We start from the raw sequence: 18,691 nt of genomic DNA, 5'->3' as shown, positions 1-18,691 counted from the left end.
CTTTGCCTTGGGACCACTTGTTCAAGCAATTGTTGTGGCGCTCCTGTCGGGAGAAACGTCGTCACTGTACGACAGCGAGAACGTCGGCCAATTAGTAGATGTCCAAACCTACCTGACGTCGACTTTGTGGATTCCGTATCTCGCAGCCGGATTATTCTCGGCAATTGCAATGCGTCTTGCATCGACAAAGCGAACGGTATTTGCTTCTGGAACGGCTGCGATTGGGGTCTCTCTAACCGTCATAGACCTGTCATCGGGCGCCTTGGACGGACTAGTAATATCGATTCTTTGCAACTTTGCAGCAGGTGCATTCCTCGCACTTTTGACGCTAGTTCTAGTGCTGGACGAGAAAATATTTAGGCACATCGCTAACGGCAACGCCAAGGTAGAGCGAATCGCTTGGCTGCTCGCTCCGGCGACGGGCTATTTCGCCCTCACGACGATGCTCTTCATCGCCCTTGGATTCTTAACCAAAGTACCTACGACTCCAACCAGCTTTCGACTCGAGCCCTCTCTGAGCGGCTACTACGTCACAGCGAAAGAGGAGGAATGTCTGACTGGCAACCAAGGCGAGTTGAAGAAATGCGGGTCGACAGACGAAAAGAACAGCGAAAAGTTCTCATTTCTAGGGAAATTTAGCGAAGCAGAGGGTACCAGGACTGAATTCCTAGGCGGCGGATCTGGCCTTGAAATTAAATGGACCAAGACCATCAAAGGCCCAATAAATGGCTCTTTATGGGCGACGCAGGGCTGCACAGGAAAAGATTCAAACTTTGAAGATGCAATCAAGTCGCCCCCTCTATATACAGGCGAAATTCGCAACCTAGTTATTTCGGCAGATGACGGATTAACTGAATTTCGAGTCATCGATCCAAAACTCAACCAAATCACAGTCTCCGACGACAACTTCGCTCAGTTCTGGGTTAATCCATCGCGCGATGATCCTGAAAAGATTGACGTGAGCAGATTTCTTGGGAATGGAACCATCCAGGTTGCTGACAAGTTCGCCAGAACTGTATTCGTACTTGGCATCATCCCCCTGACTGGAACTGAGGGAGGAGCCGTATTCAAGGCAAGAAGCGCGAGGTACTCGATCAATGGTGATCGCGAGCGAGTGATCAATTTCAGAATGGCCTCAGAGATGATTGAGGCGGGGCGTGCAATGGCCTGCGAAGGCTTACAGGTAGTGGCAAATGACCAGCAAATGTCGGCTACCTCGAAAGTTCCGTACGTCAGCCTTGTAGTGTCCTTGGAGGCTCCAAGGCATCTCAGCCTGGAGGAAGTTGGCAAGCCCACTCATGTCACCGTTTCAGGCGCAAATGGCTGGATAAGTAGCACAGGTTACCGCAAGGACCGGTTCCATGAGGCGATTACTGCGGGCATCGTCTCGCAGCTGTCACTAGTTGGGGCCGTGAGAGACCTAGTCGTCGATGGACAGGTCATTTCCACGGGTACGACGAGTACGCTCCAGTTGAGCGGTAGAATGTTCGCCCGCACCGATGGCCCCGCCATACTTATTGAAGGCCGCGCCGACTATATAATTCTTAATGGGAAACGACTTAGTAGCACTAGATGGGAGCGCTTGGACACAGGCATAAGAGTTCCAATAATTCTTGGAGTGCCGACTGCAGCGTATTTTCTACTAAGTTTCGCAGGTGCTACATTGCGAAGGCCAGCTCGTCTAGTGTGGAGACTCCCGGGGAAGCGGCGAGTTATCCCTTAAAGAACCACACGAGCATCCCACCAATGCCTTCGCACCAAACTCTAGAGCCAGATCAAGGATATATCCCCCTCGCAACACCTTAACTTTATACGTCAAAGTTCCCCTGGACAGAAGATTGAAATTCTCTTGAGAAGGACAATTTCGCCTATCGGAAGGTTCGTTATTTCAGCACCCCCATTTCAACCGCTAATAGGATGCTAGAGCTACATCAAATAGATGTATTGCATGCGCGCAAACTACTGATTCCGTACAAGATCATCAACGTGACCGGCGAGAGGCGGCGGCTTCAAGATAATTGAGGAGATGGATTGCCTCGCGCTCATATAGCATCAAACACATCGACCGGATATAGGCAAAGCAGTACATCTCATTATCCTGATATGGAGTTGAAATAGTGAAGTTAAGTGAACTATGTGGTCACGTCGCACGCCTCACCGGCTTGAACAACATAAATATAATTGTCGGCCGCAATGGCGCGGGAAAGAGTCGCTTCCTTCGTGACATTGAGGCATCAATTAACCAGAGCAAGAATCAATTTTATGTCCGGTATGTCAGCCCAGAGCGAGCAGGCTCATTCAAGCGCAGTGGAAGTGTCCTCACCAACATGAGCGACAACCCTGAGTGGCTGAGACAGACGCGAGCAGTCAATCAGGCGAGCGACTTCAAAGCTGCGTCGGCGATGCTCTTTCGCGAGGCTGAAACGCTCTATCTGCGCCGACTCGCTCGCACACCTGAAATTCGCCTAGATCCAACACGAAGCTTCGAAACAGACCGGCTGAGAAAGATAAATAACCTACTTACTAACATTTCACTGGAGGTGGGAAACACAGATTTCGAATTTCGCTCACTCCTCAATGGCGAAACTATACCTCCGCAAAACATCAGCAGTGGCGAATCAGAAGCCGTAGCTTTGGCAGCCGAAATTCTGTACTTTTTCGATACGATTGATCCCGCGAAGTTTAACGTACTACTTCTCGATGAGCCGGACGTACACCTTCACCCAGATCTTCAGGCACGGCTCGGACATTTAATCATCTCCATGCTTGATGAATTCAAAGATCACGCAGATAGCATCGCCGTATGCATCTCCACCCATAGCTCCCCACTAGTCTGCTCTCTTGCGGCTTCGAAGTATGTTTCGATCGGTACAAAGATCTTCGCGGTCGATATGGTTGAACTGAAACCAGCCAGCGTCGAGCTTCGCAAGATCGCTCCGTTCTTCGGACACCCTCTTTCCCTTTCACTTAGCGATGATGTAGCCCTGATCCTCGAAGGAGAAGACGACGAGCGCGTCTGGCAGCAAGCCGCACGAACTTCGCAAGGCAGGATCAAGGTCTTTCCCGTGCTTTCTACCAGCGTGGATCAGCAGGGCGCCCTTGAAACCTTCTGCATCCAATTGCTAGACACACTCTACGACAATCCAGTCGCATTCTCGATTCGCGACGGCGATGGCGTGGCGGACCAGCCGCTTGAGCACCGCCCGCCTCTCAAGCGCTACCGTCTCCAGTGCTATGCGATCGAGAATGCTCTACTGACTGACTCATGTCTTACAGTAATGGGCACTAACTGGCAGGACCTCGTCGCCAAATCAAGGAAATGGGTTGAGGACAATCCAAATCATCGTGACACCGCTCTCATTAAGGAGATCGCCGAATCGAGCGACCGCCTACGGCACAAGAAGATAAAGACAGTCCGTAACCTTATCTGCGACATCGCCAGTTGCAAGAAGCCCTGGGAAATCGTCGTTGGTCAAGCGATCGCAGCATTGACAAGAGAAGATCTTTCACATTCAAACATGCTAATTGACTTCCTCGGCGCAGAATTGGTCAAGGGCATCATCTTCAAAGATTCAGCAAATCCGTGAGAGATGCCCGATACCACGAGTCCACTAGATTGCCCTCATGGTATCGGGATCCTCTTTATAACCTACTTATAAATATTGACTTAAGAATAATATTCATAATTCACCGAAGATCACTAGTGTGAATGAAACTCCACCATAGCTCAACAGCCTATAAATCAACTCACTCCCACTCAATAGTCGCCGGTGGCTTCCCCGAAATGTCATAAACCACCCGCGACACCCCCCGCAACTCATTGATGATCCGGTTGCTCACCGTACCCAGGAACTCATACGGCAGATGCGCCCAATGCGCGGTCATGAAGTCGATCGTCTCCACCGCACGCAGCGCAATCACCCACTCATAAGCGCGCGCGTCGCCCACCACGCCCACCGACTTCACCGGCAGGAACACAGCAAACGCCTGGCTGGTCTTGTCGTACAGGTCGGCCTTGCGCAGCTCATCAATGAAGATGGCATCGGCCTTGGCCAGCAGTTCGGCGTATTCGCGCTTCACTTCACCCAGGATACGCACGCCCAGGCCCGGGCCCGGGAACGGATGGCGATAGACCATGGTGCGCGGCAGACCCAGCTCCACGCCCAGGCGGCGCACTTCGTCCTTGAACAGCTCGCGCAGCGGCTCCACCAGGCCCAGCTTCATGTGCTCCGGCAGGCCGCCCACGTTGTGGTGGCTCTTGATCACATGCGCCTTGCCGGTCTTGCTGCCGGCCGACTCGATCACATCCGGGTAGATCGTGCCCTGCGCCAGCCACTTGGCGTTGCTCAGCTTGCTCGACTCTTCGTCGAAGATCTCAACGAACAGGTTGCCGATGATCTTGCGCTTGGCTTCCGGGTCGCTCACGCCTTCCAGCGCGGCGAAGTATCGGTCGGCGGCGTTCACGCGCACCACCTTCACGCCCATGTGCTCGGCGAACATCGCCATCACCTGGTCGCCTTCCTGCCAGCGCAGCAGGCCGGTATCCACGAACACGCAGGTCAGCTTCTCGCCGATGGCCTTGTGCAGCAGTGCGGCCACCACGGACGAATCGACGCCGCCGGACAGGCCCAGGATCACTTCGTCATCGCCCACCTGTTCGCGCACGCGGGCGATCTGGTCGTCGATGATGTTGGCGGCCGTCCACAGGGTCTGGCAGCCGCACACATCCACCACGAAGCGGCGCAGCAGCGCCTGGCCCTGCAGGGTGTGGGTCACTTCCGGGTGGAACTGCACGCCGTACCAGCGCTTTTCTTCGTTGGCCATGGCGGCCACCGGAATGCGGTCGGTGGTGGCGGTGATGGTGAAGCCCGGCGGCGCAACGGAGACGTGGTCGCCGTGGCTCATCCAGACATTCAGCTTCGGCTCGCCGCCGTGGTCACTCAGGCCCTTGAACAGTGCATCGGGGTTGATCACGTTCACTTCGGCGTGGCCGAACTCGCGCTGGTCAGCGGCTTCGGTTGCGCCGCCCAGCTGCGCGGCCAGGGTCTGCATGCCGTAGCAGATGCCGAAGATCGGCAGGCCGCTGTCGAACACTTCCTGCGGCGCGGCCGGCGCACCCGGCAGCGTGGTCGATTCCGGGCCACCGGACAGGATGATGCCCTTGGCGCCAAACGCCGCGATCTCGGCCGGGTTGTGGTCCCACGCCCAGATTTCGCAGTAGACGCCCAGCTCGCGGATGCGGCGGGCGATCAGCTGCGTGTACTGCGCGCCGAAATCGAGGATGAGGATCTTGTCGTTATGGATGTTGGTCATGGCGCCCCGGCAATGCAGTAGGGAAAACGAAATCAGATTTACGGCGGCAGATGGAGAAAGAGGAACGGGAAGTGCTTCCCCGTTCCTCTTTGCTCGGCCCGCGTCAGGCGCGGTAGTTCGGCGGCTCTTTGGTGATCGTCACGTCGTGGACGTGGCTCTCACGCTGGCCGGCGCCGCTGATCTTCACGAACTTGGGCTTGCTGCGCATGTCTTCGATGGTGGCGCAGCCCACGTAGCCCATGGTGGCGCGCAGGCCGCCCATCAGCTGGTGGATGATGCCGCCCACCGGGCCGCGGTACGGCACGCGGCCTTCGATGCCTTCCGGCACCAGCTTGTCTGCGGTGGCGGCGTCCTGGAAGTAGCGGTCCTTCGACCCCTTCTCCATGGCAGCCAGCGAACCCATGCCGCGGTAGCTCTTGTACGAACGACCCTGGTACAGCTCGGTCTCGCCCGGCGATTCCTCGGTACCGGCCAGCAGGCCACCGACCATGATGGTCGAGGCACCGGCGGCCAGCGCCTTGCCGATGTCGCCCGAGTAGCGGATGCCACCGTCGGCGATCAGCGGGATGCGGTCCTGCAGGGCTTCGGCCACCAGGTCGATCGCGGTGACCTGCGGCACGCCGACGCCGGCGACGACGCGGGTGGTGCAGATCGAGCCCGGGCCGATGCCGACCTTCACTGCGTCCGCGCCGCTGTCCAGCAGCGCCAGTGCGGCTTCGCCGGTGCAGATGTTGCCACCGATGACCTGCACGTTCGGGAAGTTCTTCTTGACCCAGCTGACGCGGTCCAGCACGCCCTGCGAGTGGCCGTGCGCGGTATCGACCACGATCACGTCCACGCCGGCGGCGACCAGCGCTTCCACGCGGCGATCGGTATCGCCACCCACGCCGACGGCAGCGCCGACCAGCAGGCGGGTCGACAGATCCTTGGCAGCGTTCGGGAAGTCGGTGTTCTTCTGGATGTCCTTGACGGTGATCAGGCCACGCAGTTCGAACGAATCATTGACCACCAGCACCTTTTCGATGCGGTTGCGGTGCAGCAGCTGCAGCACTTCATCAGACGCGGCGCCTTCCTTGACCGTGATCAGGCGATCCTTCTTGGTCATGATGTGGCGGACCGGATCGTCCAGCTCGGTCTCGAAGCGCATGTCGCGGTGGGTCACGATGCCGGCCAGCTGGCCGTCGCTGCCCACCACCGGCACGCCGGAGATGTTGTGCGCCTGGGTCAGGGCCAGCACGTCGCGGATGGTGGTTTCCGGGCCGACGGTGATCGGGTCGCGGATGACACCGGCCTCGAACTTCTTGACCTTGGCCACTTCCGCGGCCTGCTGTTCCAGGCTGAGATTCTTGTGGATGATGCCCATGCCGCCGAGCTGGGCCATGGCAATGGCCAGGCGGGCTTCGGTGACGGTATCCATCGCGGCGGACAGGATCGGAAGCTTCAGCTTCAGATCTCGGGTCAACCGCGTTTCGAGGTTGACGTCCTTGGGCAGGATGGTCGAGTGGGCGGGGACGAGCGAGACGTCGTCGTAAGTGAGTGCTTCAGCCTGGATGCGCAGCATCGGCATACCCGAGATGTGGGGAAGCGCGACATTTTACCCTGTTTTCGCGTCGCGTGGCAGGGGGTAGATGCGACGCAGTGTCGCGCGGGCGGCGATCGGTTCAGGAGGGCTTGGAACCGGCTCTCAGGGCCTGGAACCTGCCCTTGGTGGATGCGGACCGTTGGTCCGCATTACCTTGATACACCTGTGCACCGGCATTGTGCCGACCAACGGTCCGCACCCACCTTGACCTTGAGAGGATCACCTGGGCCAGCCCTGGGGCATCTTTGATAGGTGCGGACCGTTGGTCCGCACTGCCTTCATACACCTGTGCACCGGCATTGTGCCGACCAACGGTCGGCACCCACCTTGAGAGGATCACCCGAGCCAGCCCTGAAGCGCCTTTGGTGGGTGCGGACCGTTGGTCCGCACTATCCCTCAGGCACCTGAGAACAGCCCCAAGTGAGGTCAGCTCAGCGCTTCCGCCGCTTCCAGGGTGTTCTGCATCAACGTGGCCACGGTCATCGGTCCCACGCCGCCCGGCACCGGGGTGATCCAGCTGGCCCGCTGGGCAGCCGCTTCAAACCCGACGTCGCCCACCAACCGGCCGTCATCCAACCGGTTGATGCCCACGTCGATCACCACCGCGCCCGGCTTCACCCACTCTCCCGGCACGATGCCCGGGCGACCGACCGCCACCACCAGGATGTCGGCGTTGCGCACGGCCTGTTCCAGCACGTCCTTGGGGGTGAACTTGTGGCAGCTGGTCACGGTGCAGCCGGCGATCAGCAGCTCCAGGCCCATCGGGCGGCCGACGTGGTTGCTCACGCCCACGATGGTGGCGTTGCGGCCGCGCACCGGCTGGTCGGTGTGGCCCAGCAACGTGGTGATGCCACGCGGGGTGCAGGGGCGCAGGCCGAACTCGCGCAGGGCCAGGTGGCCGACGTTTTCCGGGTGGAAGCCGTCCACGTCCTTGCGCGGGTCGATGCGCTGGATCAGCCGGCGCGCGTCGGGGATGCCCGGCAGCGGCAGCTGGATCAGGATGCCATTGATCTTCGGATCGGCGTTGAGCTGGTCGATCAGGTCGAGCAGCTCGGCCTCGGTGGTACCGGCCGGCAGGTCGTAGTCATGCGCCTCGATGCCGACCTTCTCGGCGGCACGGCGCTTGTTGCGCACGTACACGGTCGAGGCCGGGTCGCCACCGACCAGCACCACGGCCAGGCCCGGACGGCTGCCACCGGCGGCCACGCGGGCGTCGACGCGCACCTTCAGGCTGTCGAGCAGGTCCTCGGCGATACGGCGGCCATCAAGGATGCGGGCAGGATGCTGGGGGGCGGAATCGGTCATCGGAGGCAGGCGTGGGGCGGCGGGGACGCTATTGTCCCTGATTCAGGCCCCCTCGCCCACCGCCACGGCTCCGATCCGCCCGCCCTTGTAGAGCCGAGCCTGCGCTCGGCTCACGCGCGCAGCGCGGCTTTATCGCAACCTGACCGAAGAGCAGCCGAGCATGGGCTCGGCTCTACAGCCGTCCGACCCGCCCTTGTAGAGCCGAGCCTACGCTCGGCTCACGCGCGCAGCGCGGCTTTATCGCAACCCGGCCGAAGAGCAAGCCGAGCATGGGCTCGGCTCTACTCTTCCTCTTCCGGCACATCCTGCGGGTTCAACGTCTTGCTTGCCCGCTTCGGCGCGGTGAACGGCGTCGGCGTCGGCACGCCCTGGCCGGAGTTGCCGAACACCATCTTGGCGCCGGCATTCAAGCCACCACCGGCAATCTCCAGCTCAAAACGCTCGGCATCGCGGCGACGGATCTGCTCGGCAATCTCCACCGCATCGTCTTCATCCGCACCCAGTTCCACCAGCGCGGCCTGGCCGAACAGCACCGCCGATTCAAACGTCTCGCGGATCTGGAAATCGACACCGGCATGGATCAGCCGCAGCGAATGCTCGCGGTCGAACGAGCGCACCATCAGCTTGGCCTGCGGGAACTCGTGCGCCACCAGTTCAACAATGCGGTCGGCGGCCTCGGCCTTGTCCACGCACACCGCAATCGCACGTGCGGTGGCCGCGCCTGAGGCATGCAGCACGTCCAGTCGCGTGCCGTCGCCGTAGTAGATCTTGAAACCGAACCGCGCCGCGCTCTGGATCATCTCCACATCGTTGTCGATGATGGTCACGTCCACATCGCGCGCCAACAGCGACTGGCTGGCAACCTGGCCGAAGCGGCCGAAGCCGATCAGCAGCACGCTGCCGGACAGGCCCTCGGCCTCGTCCACGCCGTCCATGTTTACCGTCGGCTTCGGCGCGATGCGCTTGTAGAGCAGCACCACCAGCGGGGTCAGCGCCATCGACAACACCACCACCGCGGTGAAATTGGCATTGATCTCCAGGTTGATCACGCCGGCCGATGCCGCGGCGGAGAACAACACGAAGGCGAACTCGCCGCCCTGCGCCATCAGCACGCCACGGTCCAGCGCCTGCGCGTGGTCGCTGCCCATGATGCGCGCGACCACGTAGATGCACAGCGCCTTGGCCGCCATCAACGCCAGCACCAGGCCGAGGATCAGCTGCCAGTTGCCGGCCACCACGCCCAGGTCCAGCGCCATGCCGACGCTGAGGAAGAACAGGCCGAGCAGGATGCCGCGGAACGGTTCGATGTCCGCTTCGATCTGGTGCCGGAAGCTCGACTCGCTCAGCAGCACGCCCGCGAGGAACGCGCCCATCGCCATCGACAGGCCGGACAGCTGCATCAGCAGCGCAGCACCCAGCACCACCAGCAACGCGGCGGCGGTCATCACCTCGCGCGCCTTCGACTCGGCCAGCACGCGGAACAGTGGGTTGAGCAGGAAGCGGCCGACCAGCACCAGGCCAACGATGGCGCCGACGCCGATCGCCACCGACAGCCAACGCGAACCCTCGCCATCGGCGCTGCCCGCGCTCGGGCCCATCCAGGCCACCAGCGCCAGCAACGGCACGATCAGCAGGTCTTCGAACAGCAGGATGGAGACGATCTTCTGCCCCGACGGCAGCGCGATGTCACCACGCTCGGCCAGCAACTGCATCACCACTGCGGTGGAGGTGAGCACGAAGCCGGTGGCGCCGATGAAGGCCACCTGCCACGGCAGGCCGAACAGCTTGGCGATGCTGGTCAGCACCACCGCACAGGTAACGATCTGCAGCGTGCCCAGCCCAAAGATCTCCTTGCGCAGGCTCCACAGGTGCGAGGGCCGCATTTCCAGGCCGATCACGAACAGGAACATCACCACGCCGAGTTCGGCGGTATGCAGGATGGCCTGCGGGTCGGAGAACCAGCCCAGCCCGAACGGTCCGATCGCCAGGCCGGCGGCGAAGTAGCCCAGCACCGAGCCCAGGCCGGCCCGGCGGAACAAAGGCACCATCACCACCGCCGCGCCCAACAGGGCGACGACCTTGACCAGTTCGCTGGTCGCTGCTTCTACCGCCATGCGGTGTTTTCCCCAAGATCCAGAATCGGGTTCAACAATAGAGCAATGCCGATGACGGCAATAGCACGCATGTTGCGCCGGATTGTCTTGGAGGTGGAACGATGCAGGGAGTGCCCCCCGACATCATCCCGAAACCATGCACATGCTTCAGTGGGTGCCATGACCTGTAGAGCCGAGCCCACGCTCGGCTGCTCTTCGTGCCGAGGCCTGAAGCAGCCGAGCATGGGCTCGGCTCTACAGTAGATCCACGCCATGCGTGGATGACGCACAGCCGTAATGCCCCAGTAGATCCACGCCATGCGTGGATGACGCACAGCCGCCGCGCCCCGGTAGATCCACGCCATGCGTGGATGAATCCCCGGCCAGCCTCACCCACCCCGGCAGAACGCGGCGTAATCGATATACCCCGGGAACGGCACGCCCGGCGCACACACCGGGCAATGCGGGTCCGGCCGGATGCCGGTCTCGCGGAAGCGCATGCCCAGCGCATCGAAGCGCAGCAGCCGCCCCACCAGCGGCTCACCGATGCCCAGCAGCAGCTTCAGCACTTCGGTGGCCTGCAGCACACCAGCCAACCCGGGCAGCACGCCCAGCACCCCGGCCTCGGAACAGTTCGGCGCGAACTCCGGCGGCGGCGGCTCGGGGAACAGGCAGCGGTAGCACGGCGCCACGCCGCGCTGGCGGCCGGCGTCAAACACGCTTACCTGGCCGTCGAAGCGCTCGATGGCGGCATAGACCAGCGGCATGGCGTGCTTGATGCAGGCGTCGTTGAGCAGGTAGCGCAGCGGGAAGTTATCCGAGCCATCCAGCACCACATCCACGCCGTCCAGCAGCGCATCCACGTTGTCGGAGGTGACCCGCTCGGGCACGGCCTCGACCTCGATCGACGGGTTCAGCGCCAGCAGCCGCTCGCGTGCGGAATCGACCTTGAGCTGGCCGACGCTGGCCTCGGTGTGCACGATCTGCCGGTGAAGGTTGCTGCGCTCCACGCGGTCGTGGTCGGCGAGGCGCAGGTGCCCTACCCCAGCCGCTGCCAAGTAGAAACCAGCCGGTGCGCCCAGCCCGCCCGCGCCCAGTACCAGCACGCGCGCTTGCTGCAGCCGGCGCTGGCCGGCTTCGCCCACCTGCGGCAGCAGCAGGTGCCGCGAATAGCGATCAAAGAAATCGCGGTCGGCGGCGCTGGCGAGCGGCTGCACCAAGGGCAGCGACTGCTCGCGCCAGGCCACGGTACCACCCGTCACGGAAGCGACGTTTGTGTAGCCGGCCTCCAGCAGGAACTGCACGGCATCGGCCGAGCGCTTGCCGCTCTGGCAGATCAGCAGGATCTCCTGGTCGCGCCGCGGCAGATGCGCGGCCGGGTCGGCCTGCAGCTCGCCCTTGGCCACGCCGCGCGCGCCCTCGGCCATCCCGCCGGCCCGCTCGTGCGCCTCGCGCACATCGATCAGCACCGCGCCATGGGCCAGGCGCTCGCGTGCCTGCGCGGGGGAAAGCTCTTGGATGCTCATGGCCGCATTATCGCGCACGTGGCGGCAGGCCGCGTTGACCAGAATCTGTAGAGGCGAGCCCATGCTCGGCTGGCGCGCGTAGCGCGCCTGCGGCAATGCGCGAAAAGCAGCCGAGCGCAGGCTCGGCTCTACAGGTCCACCGCAAGCCTACGGTAGCGCCAGCCCCGCGCCCGGGATCAGATCCCATTTCCCAACAACGAAAAAGGCGGCCCTGCGGCCGCCTTCCCGTGAATCACTTGCCCTTGACGTGCTTCATCAAGCGCCGCTTGGACTTGATCTGCCGCTCGGTGAGGACGTTCTTCTTGCCCTCGTACGGGTTGGTACCCTCGCGGAAGATGAAGCTCACTGGCGTGCCGATCAGCTTGAAGCGCTTGCGGAAGAAGTTCTCCAGGTAGCGCTTGTACGACTCCTGCAGTTCCTTCAGGCGGGTGCCGTGCACGATGAAGGTCGGCGGGTTGGAACCGGCCGGGTGCACGTAGCGCAGCTTGGAGACATGGCCGCGGATGGTCGGCGGCGGATTGGTCTCGTACGCCACTTCCAGCGCCTTGTTCACTTCGCTGGTGGTGAAGGTCTTGTTGGCCGATTCGTGCGCGCGGTGCACCGCACGGAACAGCTCGCGCAGGCCCGAGCCGTGCTTGGCCGAAATGCGCACCGATTCGGCCCAGGGCACGAAGCCCAGCTTGAGCGACAGCATGGTTTCAGCCTGTTCGCGCTGGTACTCGGTCAGGCCATCCCACTTGTTGATGGCGATCACCAGCGCGCGGCCGGCGTCGAGCACGGCACCGAGCACGGTGGCGTCCTGGTCGGTCACGCCTTCGGTGGCGTCGAGCATCAGCACGGCCACCTGGCACTGCTCGATCGACTGCATGGTCTTGACCACCGAGAACTTCTCGACGACCTCGTCCACGCGCGAGCGACGGCGCAGGCCGGCGGTATCGATCAGGCGGTATTCGCGACCGTCGCGCTCCAGGTCCACCGCGATCGAGTCGCGGGTGGTGCCCGGCACGTCGGAGGCGATCATGCGCTCCTCGCCGAGGATGCGGTTGACCAGGGTCGACTTGCCCACGTTCGGGCGGCCGACGAAGGCAATGCGGATGCGGTTCGGATCGTTGTCCAGTTCTTCGCCGCTACCTTCTTCCGGCAGGCGCTGGATCACTTCGTCCAGCAGGTCGTCCAGGCCCTGGCGATGCGCGGCCGAGACGGTCAGCATTTCGCCGAAACCGTAGCGGGCGAACTCGGAGCGGACGCTGTCCTCGTCGGTACCGTCGATCTTGTTGATCAGCAGCAACGTCGGGCGCGACAGCTTGCGCAGCCACGCCAGGATCTCGTCGTCCAGCGCCGAGGTGCCCTCGCGGGCATCGACGACGAACAGGATCAGGTCCGCTTCGGCAGCCGCCGCACGCGCCTGGCGGGTGGTGGCACCGGCCAGGCCTTCGTCCTCACCGGCAATACCGCCGGTATCCACGACGAGGAAATGATTGTCCTCGTCGAGGCGGCAGACGCCGTAGTTGCGATCACGGGTGACGCCGGGCTGGTCATGGACCAGGGCGTCACGGGTGCGGGTCAACGCATTGAAAATGGTCGACTTGCCGACATTCGGCCGTCCAACCAGGGCGACCAAAGGCAGCATCGCGAGTACTCCGTATTAATTTGCCAACCGGAAGGCGGTCAGCTTGCCATCCACGTTCTGCACCAGCAGCACCCCGTCTGCGACGACCGGCTGGGCCAGCAGGGCGTCACCGCCACTCTTTGCCCGTGCCGCCATCGCACCATCGGAGGCCTGCAACCAGTGCACGTATCCCTTGTAGTCGCCGACCACGACGTAGTCGCCATGCAGCGCCGGGCCGGTCAGCGAGCGACGGGCCAGTGCCGTCTGCGACCACATGGCTGCGCCGCTGGCCTTGTCCAGGCCGAACACGCCGCCCTTGTTGTCGGTCACGAACACATTGCCCGACGACACCGCCACGCCACCCGCACCGCCGTGGTCGCGCGCCCACAGCGGGCGACCGGTCGGGCCTTCAATGGCCATCGTCTGGTTCTTGAAGCTGCTCACGAACAGGGTGTTGCCATCCAGCACCGGCGCGCCGTCCACATCGGCCATGCGCTCCAGCTCGGTACGGCCTTCACCGTTGCCCACGTTCTGTTCCCACAGGGTGCGGCCATCCTGCTGGGCCAGGGCGGCAACCGCGCCCTCGTCCTTGCCGATGAACAGCACGCCCGGGCCGGTCACCACCGGTGCGTTGCCACGCACGGTCAGCGCCGGCAGCTCGCTCGGGTTGAACCACTTCTGGGTGCCGTTGCCGGCATCGAACGCAGTGATACGGCCGTCGTTGCTGCGCACGTAGACCGCGCCCTGGGCGATGGCCGGCGCGGCGATGACTTCACCCGGAACACGGGCGCGCCACTTTTCGCTGCCGTCGTTGATGTCCAGCGCGATGACCTGGCCATCGAGCGTGCCGATCACGACCAGGTTCTCACCGACACCCGGGCCACCGGACAGGCGCAGCTTGGCCTTCTTCTTTTCCTTCTGCGGCTCCCAGGTCCAGACCTTCTTGCCGGTCTGCAGGTCGATGGCGTGCACGCCACCGGTGATCGCCGCAGCGAACACGTGGCCGTTGGCCACGGCCGGGCCCTGGCGCACGCCGATGCGGCGCTCACCCTTGCCGAGGTTGACCGACCAGGCCTTGTTGACCTTCAGGGTCGGCTCGAACTTGACCAGCTCAGCCGGTTCCTGTGCCTTCTTCGCGGCCGCGTCCTTGCCGGCGAACCAGCCCTTCATGGTGCTGCAGCCGGTCAGGGCCATGCCCATCAGGAGCACGGTGGCGACGCGGGTGATCATGACCTTCTGACTCATCAAACCGACTCCGCAGGGGCGGCGACGGTGCCGCCGGCGTCCATAACCTTGGTTTCCAGCAGGCGCCGCTGCGGCGCTGCCACGTCCAGCGTCTTCAGCGCCTTCTCGTACTGTGCGCGGGCCTCATCGCGCTTGCCCTGCGCCATCAGCGCATCGCCATGGATTTCCAGGCTGCTGCTGTCGGTGGCGCTGCCCAGCAGCTTGATCGCCTCGTCGCTCTTGCCGGTGGCCACCAGCAGGCGTGCCACGCGCTGGTCGACCACGCGCTGCAGGTCACCTTCAACCTTCACGCCGCGCAGGGTAGCCAGGGCTTCTTCGTTCTTGCCCGCGTCGACCTGGGCCTTGGCCAGCTGCAGCGCCGCCAGGTCACCGTAAATGCTGGACGGGCCGGCTTCGAGCGCCTTGACCGCCTTGGCGGCGTCGTCGAGCTTGTTCTGCTGCAGGCCAACGAGCGCCTTCTGGTACTCGACATTGGCCGAGGCCAGCTTGCCGCCCTGATCCTTCTGGTACCACTGCCAGCCGGCAATGGCACCGATGGCGATGACCACGCCACCGAGGATGCTGGCGCCATTCTTCCGCAGCCAGCTGCGGACGCGTTCACTTTGTTCGTGCTCGTCGAGCAGATCGTCGATCGCCATGCGTACTCTCGCCCCGCCCATCGGGAGGGACCATTGGAATTAATCGAAGGTGGTGAAACCGCGCCTCAGTGCGAAACCGGGACTACGGAGCCTTCAGAGGATACCTGAAAGCGTGCCACGTTGGCTCGCTGGTAGGGGGTCAGATCGACGATAGCGCCGTTCTGCTGAACCTGGACCGCCGAGGCGTTGCCCAGGGTCACCCGGGTCACCTGGCCCGGCGTGAAGCTGCGGCTCTCGCCGGATTTGATCAGCGCCTTCTCGACTGTGCTGCCGTCCGGGCCGCCGATATCGACCCAGCTGTCGCCACTGAACTGCATGTCCAGCGTATTGGCGGCAGCGGCCGGTGCCGGGGCTGGACGCGGCACCGGGGCCAGCGAGGCCACGTACGGAGTGGCGGCCGGCTTGCTGGCCGGAGCGCTCGCCACGTCCGCCACCGCGGCCGGCTCGACGCCGGCGGCAGAGGGGGTCACCGGCACGGCGGCCGGAATCGCGTCCAGCGAGGCGGTGTTCGGCGACGGCGTCGCACTGCCATCGAAATGACCACGGGTGGCGAACCACACCGGCACTGCCAGCACCGCGGTGATGCCGACGTACAGCACGCGACGGCCGAGATTCTCGGCAATGCGGCGCGCACGCGGGGTATGGGTATGGCTGACCAGGGTAGGCGGCACCACCGGGCCGACCTGGGCCTGCTCCAGCAGCTCTCCCACGTCCACGTCCAGAAGCCGCGCGTAGCTGCGCAGCTGGCCGCGCACGAACACCGGCGCGCCAAGCTTCTGCCATTGTTCTTCTTCCAGCGACCTGACCACCTGGACCGGCATTCGCAGGCGCGAGCCGACATCTTCGAGGGTCAGTCCGGCCGCCTCGCGGGCCTGGCGCAGGCGGGTGCCGCAGCCGGCCGCAGTCTCGAGAGCGCTCACAGTCTGGTCATCAATCACAATGCATCAACCCTGGAGTTAGGAGCCCGCTTCCTGCGGAAATTCCTGTCGAATCCGCTGAAGATAGCGATCAGATGCCGCCCGATCACCCAGCCGCGCTTCGATTTGAGACGCAAGTTGTAACACGGAACGCGTTGCGGGTGCAGCCGCAATCCTACGTTCGGCGAAGGCCCGCGCCTCCATGAAGCGGCCCTGGCGGAAGCTGAGCTGGGCCATCGCCTCGAGCGCGACCGGGTTTCCCGGCAGCACCGACAGCGCCGCGCGCAGGTCGCCTTCGGCACGTTCAAGTTGGCCAGCGTCCAGTGCACAGCTGCCCGCATTGGCCTGGGATTCGGCCGGTGTGGCGTAGCCCGGCGCCTGCAGCGCTCGATCGAACCACGCCAGCGACTCGGCCGGCCGCCCCTGCTGGCACAGCCACGCCCCGTAATTGTTGAGGATGTCACCGCGCTGTGGCGCCTGTTCGGCCGCCCTGCGGAAGCTCTCGCCCGCTTGCTGGCTCCGGCCACGGCGCTCATCGATGCCGGCCAGCAGCACCAGCGCATCCGGCGAGTCGGGCGCCAGCTTCAGCGCCTCGCGCGCCTTGCGTTCGGCCGCATCCAGGTTGCCGACCTGCATGTCACGGGCAGCCAGCGCCAACAGATCCTGCAGGCGCACCTGGCGCCGCACGCTGTCCGGATCGCGCACCGAATAGACCGGCGCTTCGCTGGGGCCCAGCCTGGCCTTGGGTTGGGATTTGCAGCCGCCGACCGCAACGGCCAGCACGCCTGCGAGAAGCGCCAGCCAGAGGCGGTCAGGCCGCGGCATCGCTCCCCTTCCCCGCCTGCAGCGTCTTGTTGAACTCCGCCTGGCGGCGGGTGCGGTCCATCACCTGGCCCTTGAGCTGGCCACAGGCGGCGTCAATGTCGTCGCCACGGGTGCGGCGGACCATCGTCAGCACGTTGCTGTCGAGCAGGATCTTCTGGAAGGCGCGGATGTTGGCCTCCTCGGAACGCTCGTAGCGGGTGCCCGGGAACGGATTGAACGGGATCAGGTTGACCTTGCCCGAATCCTTGGCCTGCACCGCGTTGTCGAACTGGCGCATCAGGCGGGCCAGCTCGCGGGCATGCTCGGGCTTGTCGTTGATGCCCTTCATCAGGGTGTATTCAAAGGTGACCGATTCGCGGCGCTTGTTGGCGCGCAGGTAGCGTGCGCACGAGGCCATCAGCTCGGCGATCGGGTACTTCTTGTTGAGCGGCACCAGCGTCTCGCGCAGTGCGTCGTTCGGCGCATGCAGCGACACCGCCAGCGACACGTCGCTTTCGGCAGACAGGCGGTCGATCTGCGGCACCAGGCCGGAGGTCGACAGGGTCACGCGCTTGTTGGCCAGGCCGTAGCCCAGGTCGTCGCGCATCACGCTCATGGCGCGCACGACGTTGTCGAAATTCATCAGCGGCTCGCCCATGCCCATCATCACCACGTTGGTGAGGCGGCGCATCTGGTGCGGCACGTTGCCCAGGTGGCGTGCGGCAACCCACACCTGGCCGATGATCTCGGCGGTGGTCAGGTTACGGTTGAAGCCCTGGGTGGCGGTGGAGCAGAACGTGCAGTTCAGGCCGCAACCGACCTGCGAGGACACGCACAACGTGCCGCGGGTCTTGTCCGGGATGTACACGGTCTCGATGGCGTTCTTGCCATCCACGCCCATCGCCAGCAGCCACTTGTGTGTGCCGTCGGCGGAGGGCTTGTCGAACACGATGTTCGGAACCAGCACCTCGGCATGGGCCTGCAGCTTGGCGCGCAGGACCTTGCCGAGGTCGGTCATTTCATCGAAATCGGTGACGTAGCGATGGTGGATCCACTTCATCACCTGATGGGCACGGAACTTCTTCTCGCCGAGAACCTCGACGAAAAACTTCTCCAGGCCCGCGCGATCGAGGTCGAGCAGGTTCTGCTTGCCAGCCGTGGGTGCCGACTTCGGCAGCGGCTGGATGGCGGGGGACTGTACGACCTCGTTCACGGCATAACTCTCAGCGCGAGACGACTTCGGTGGCGGCGAAGAAGTAGGCGATCTCAATCGCAGCATTCTCGACCGAGTCCGAGCCGTGTGCGGCGTTGGCATCGATGGATTCGGCGAAGTCGGCGCGGATGGTGCCTGGCGCGGCTTCCTTCGGGTTGGTGGCGCCCAGCAGGTCGCGGTGGGCCAGGACGGCGTTCTCGCCTTCCAGGGCCTGGATCATCACCGGGCCGGAGATCATGAACTCGACCAGCGCGTTGAAGAACGGACGCTCGCGGTGCACGGCATAGAAGCCTTCGGCTTCACGGCGCGACAGCTGCTTGTACTTGGCGGCCACGACCTTCAGGCCGGCCTTCTCGAAGCGGGCGTAGATTTCGCCGATGACGTTCTTGGCAACGGCGTCCGGCTTGATGATCGAAAGGGTGCGCTCCAGCGCCATGGGATGTCTC

At 63.4% G+C, this 18,691-nt stretch carries 14 protein-coding genes; 2 read left to right on the top strand and 12 right to left on the bottom strand.

The annotated features are described in order from the left end of the window. Nucleotides 1-34 precede the first annotated feature (34 nt). Both ROV95_RS18335 and ROV95_RS18330 read left to right on the top strand, forming a co-directional pair. On the top strand, nt 35-1,723 hold the full coding sequence (locus ROV95_RS18335) for a hypothetical protein (RefSeq protein WP_312545668.1): 1,689 nt from the start codon (nt 35-37) through the stop codon (nt 1,721-1,723). A gap of 394 nt (nt 1,724-2,117) precedes the next feature. Continuing rightward, nucleotides 2,118-3,587, top strand: a complete 1,470-nt coding sequence (locus tag ROV95_RS18330) for an AAA family ATPase (protein ID WP_312545666.1) — start codon at nt 2,118-2,120, stop codon at nt 3,585-3,587. Between the two features lie 160 nt (nt 3,588-3,747). Here the strand turns inward: ROV95_RS18330 and guaA are convergent, their stop codons facing one another. From guaA to ndk, 12 genes are all read right to left on the bottom strand, one after another. Further along, nucleotides 3,748-5,313 (bottom strand): glutamine-hydrolyzing GMP synthase, encoded by a 1,566-nt coding sequence (gene guaA / locus ROV95_RS18325; RefSeq protein ID WP_312545664.1) that lies wholly within the window; start codon nt 5,311-5,313, stop codon nt 3,748-3,750. 103 nt (nt 5,314-5,416) lie between these two features. Beyond that, nucleotides 5,417-6,874 (bottom strand): IMP dehydrogenase, encoded by a 1,458-nt coding sequence (gene guaB / locus ROV95_RS18320; protein ID WP_005416248.1) that lies wholly within the window; start codon nt 6,872-6,874, stop codon nt 5,417-5,419. Between the two features lie 447 nt (nt 6,875-7,321). Beyond that, nucleotides 7,322-8,200 carry a bifunctional methylenetetrahydrofolate dehydrogenase/methenyltetrahydrofolate cyclohydrolase FolD gene (folD, locus tag ROV95_RS18315; RefSeq protein WP_049402332.1) on the bottom strand — a complete coding sequence of 293 codons (879 nt, stop codon included), beginning with the start codon at nt 8,198-8,200 and terminating at the stop codon, nt 7,322-7,324. A 281-nt stretch (nt 8,201-8,481) separates the two neighbouring features. After that, nucleotides 8,482-10,314, bottom strand: coding sequence for a monovalent cation:proton antiporter-2 (CPA2) family protein (locus ROV95_RS18310; protein ID WP_312545662.1), 1,833 nt, complete (start codon nt 10,312-10,314; stop codon nt 8,482-8,484). Nucleotides 10,315-10,682: 368 nt separating this feature from the next. Continuing rightward, on the bottom strand, nt 10,683-11,819 hold the full coding sequence (gene moeB / locus ROV95_RS18305; RefSeq protein ID WP_312545660.1) for a molybdopterin-synthase adenylyltransferase MoeB: 1,137 nt from the start codon (nt 11,817-11,819) through the stop codon (nt 10,683-10,685). 232 nt (nt 11,820-12,051) lie between these two features. Continuing rightward, complete coding sequence (der, locus tag ROV95_RS18300) at nt 12,052-13,449, bottom strand: ribosome biogenesis GTPase Der (protein ID WP_019661312.1); 1,398 nt, start codon at nt 13,447-13,449, stop codon at nt 12,052-12,054. Between the two features lie 15 nt (nt 13,450-13,464). Beyond that, a complete protein-coding gene (bamB, locus tag ROV95_RS18295) occupies nt 13,465-14,673 on the bottom strand; it encodes an outer membrane protein assembly factor BamB (RefSeq protein WP_019661311.1) in 1,209 nt (402 codons plus the stop codon). After that, entirely contained in the window at nt 14,673-15,311 is a 639-nt protein-coding gene (locus ROV95_RS18290; RefSeq protein WP_019661310.1) for a tetratricopeptide repeat protein, read from the bottom strand. Before ROV95_RS18290 ends, bamB begins: the two co-directional genes overlap by 1 nt. 65 nt (nt 15,312-15,376) lie before the next feature. Beyond that, nucleotides 15,377-16,249 carry a RodZ domain-containing protein gene (locus ROV95_RS18285; protein WP_021202918.1) on the bottom strand — a complete coding sequence of 291 codons (873 nt, stop codon included), beginning with the start codon at nt 16,247-16,249 and terminating at the stop codon, nt 15,377-15,379. An 18-nt stretch (nt 16,250-16,267) separates the two neighbouring features. Beyond that, a complete protein-coding gene (pilW, locus tag ROV95_RS18280) occupies nt 16,268-17,053 on the bottom strand; it encodes a type IV pilus biogenesis/stability protein PilW (RefSeq protein WP_312545656.1) in 786 nt (261 codons plus the stop codon). Continuing rightward, on the bottom strand, nt 17,040-18,245 hold the full coding sequence (rlmN, locus tag ROV95_RS18275) for a 23S rRNA (adenine(2503)-C(2))-methyltransferase RlmN (RefSeq protein ID WP_019661307.1): 1,206 nt from the start codon (nt 18,243-18,245) through the stop codon (nt 17,040-17,042). Before rlmN ends, pilW begins: the two co-directional genes overlap by 14 nt. Nucleotides 18,246-18,255: 10 nt before the next feature. Continuing rightward, complete coding sequence (ndk, locus tag ROV95_RS18270) at nt 18,256-18,681, bottom strand: nucleoside-diphosphate kinase (protein WP_005409295.1); 426 nt, start codon at nt 18,679-18,681, stop codon at nt 18,256-18,258. Nucleotides 18,682-18,691: the final 10 nt, after the last annotated feature.

It is taken from the genome of Stenotrophomonas maltophilia group sp. msm1 (assembly GCF_032025805.1).
Lineage (GTDB): Bacteria > Pseudomonadota > Gammaproteobacteria > Xanthomonadales > Xanthomonadaceae > Stenotrophomonas > Stenotrophomonas hibiscicola.
Note: the sequence above shows the minus strand (reverse complement) of the source record. Positions and strands in the feature narration are given on the sequence as shown.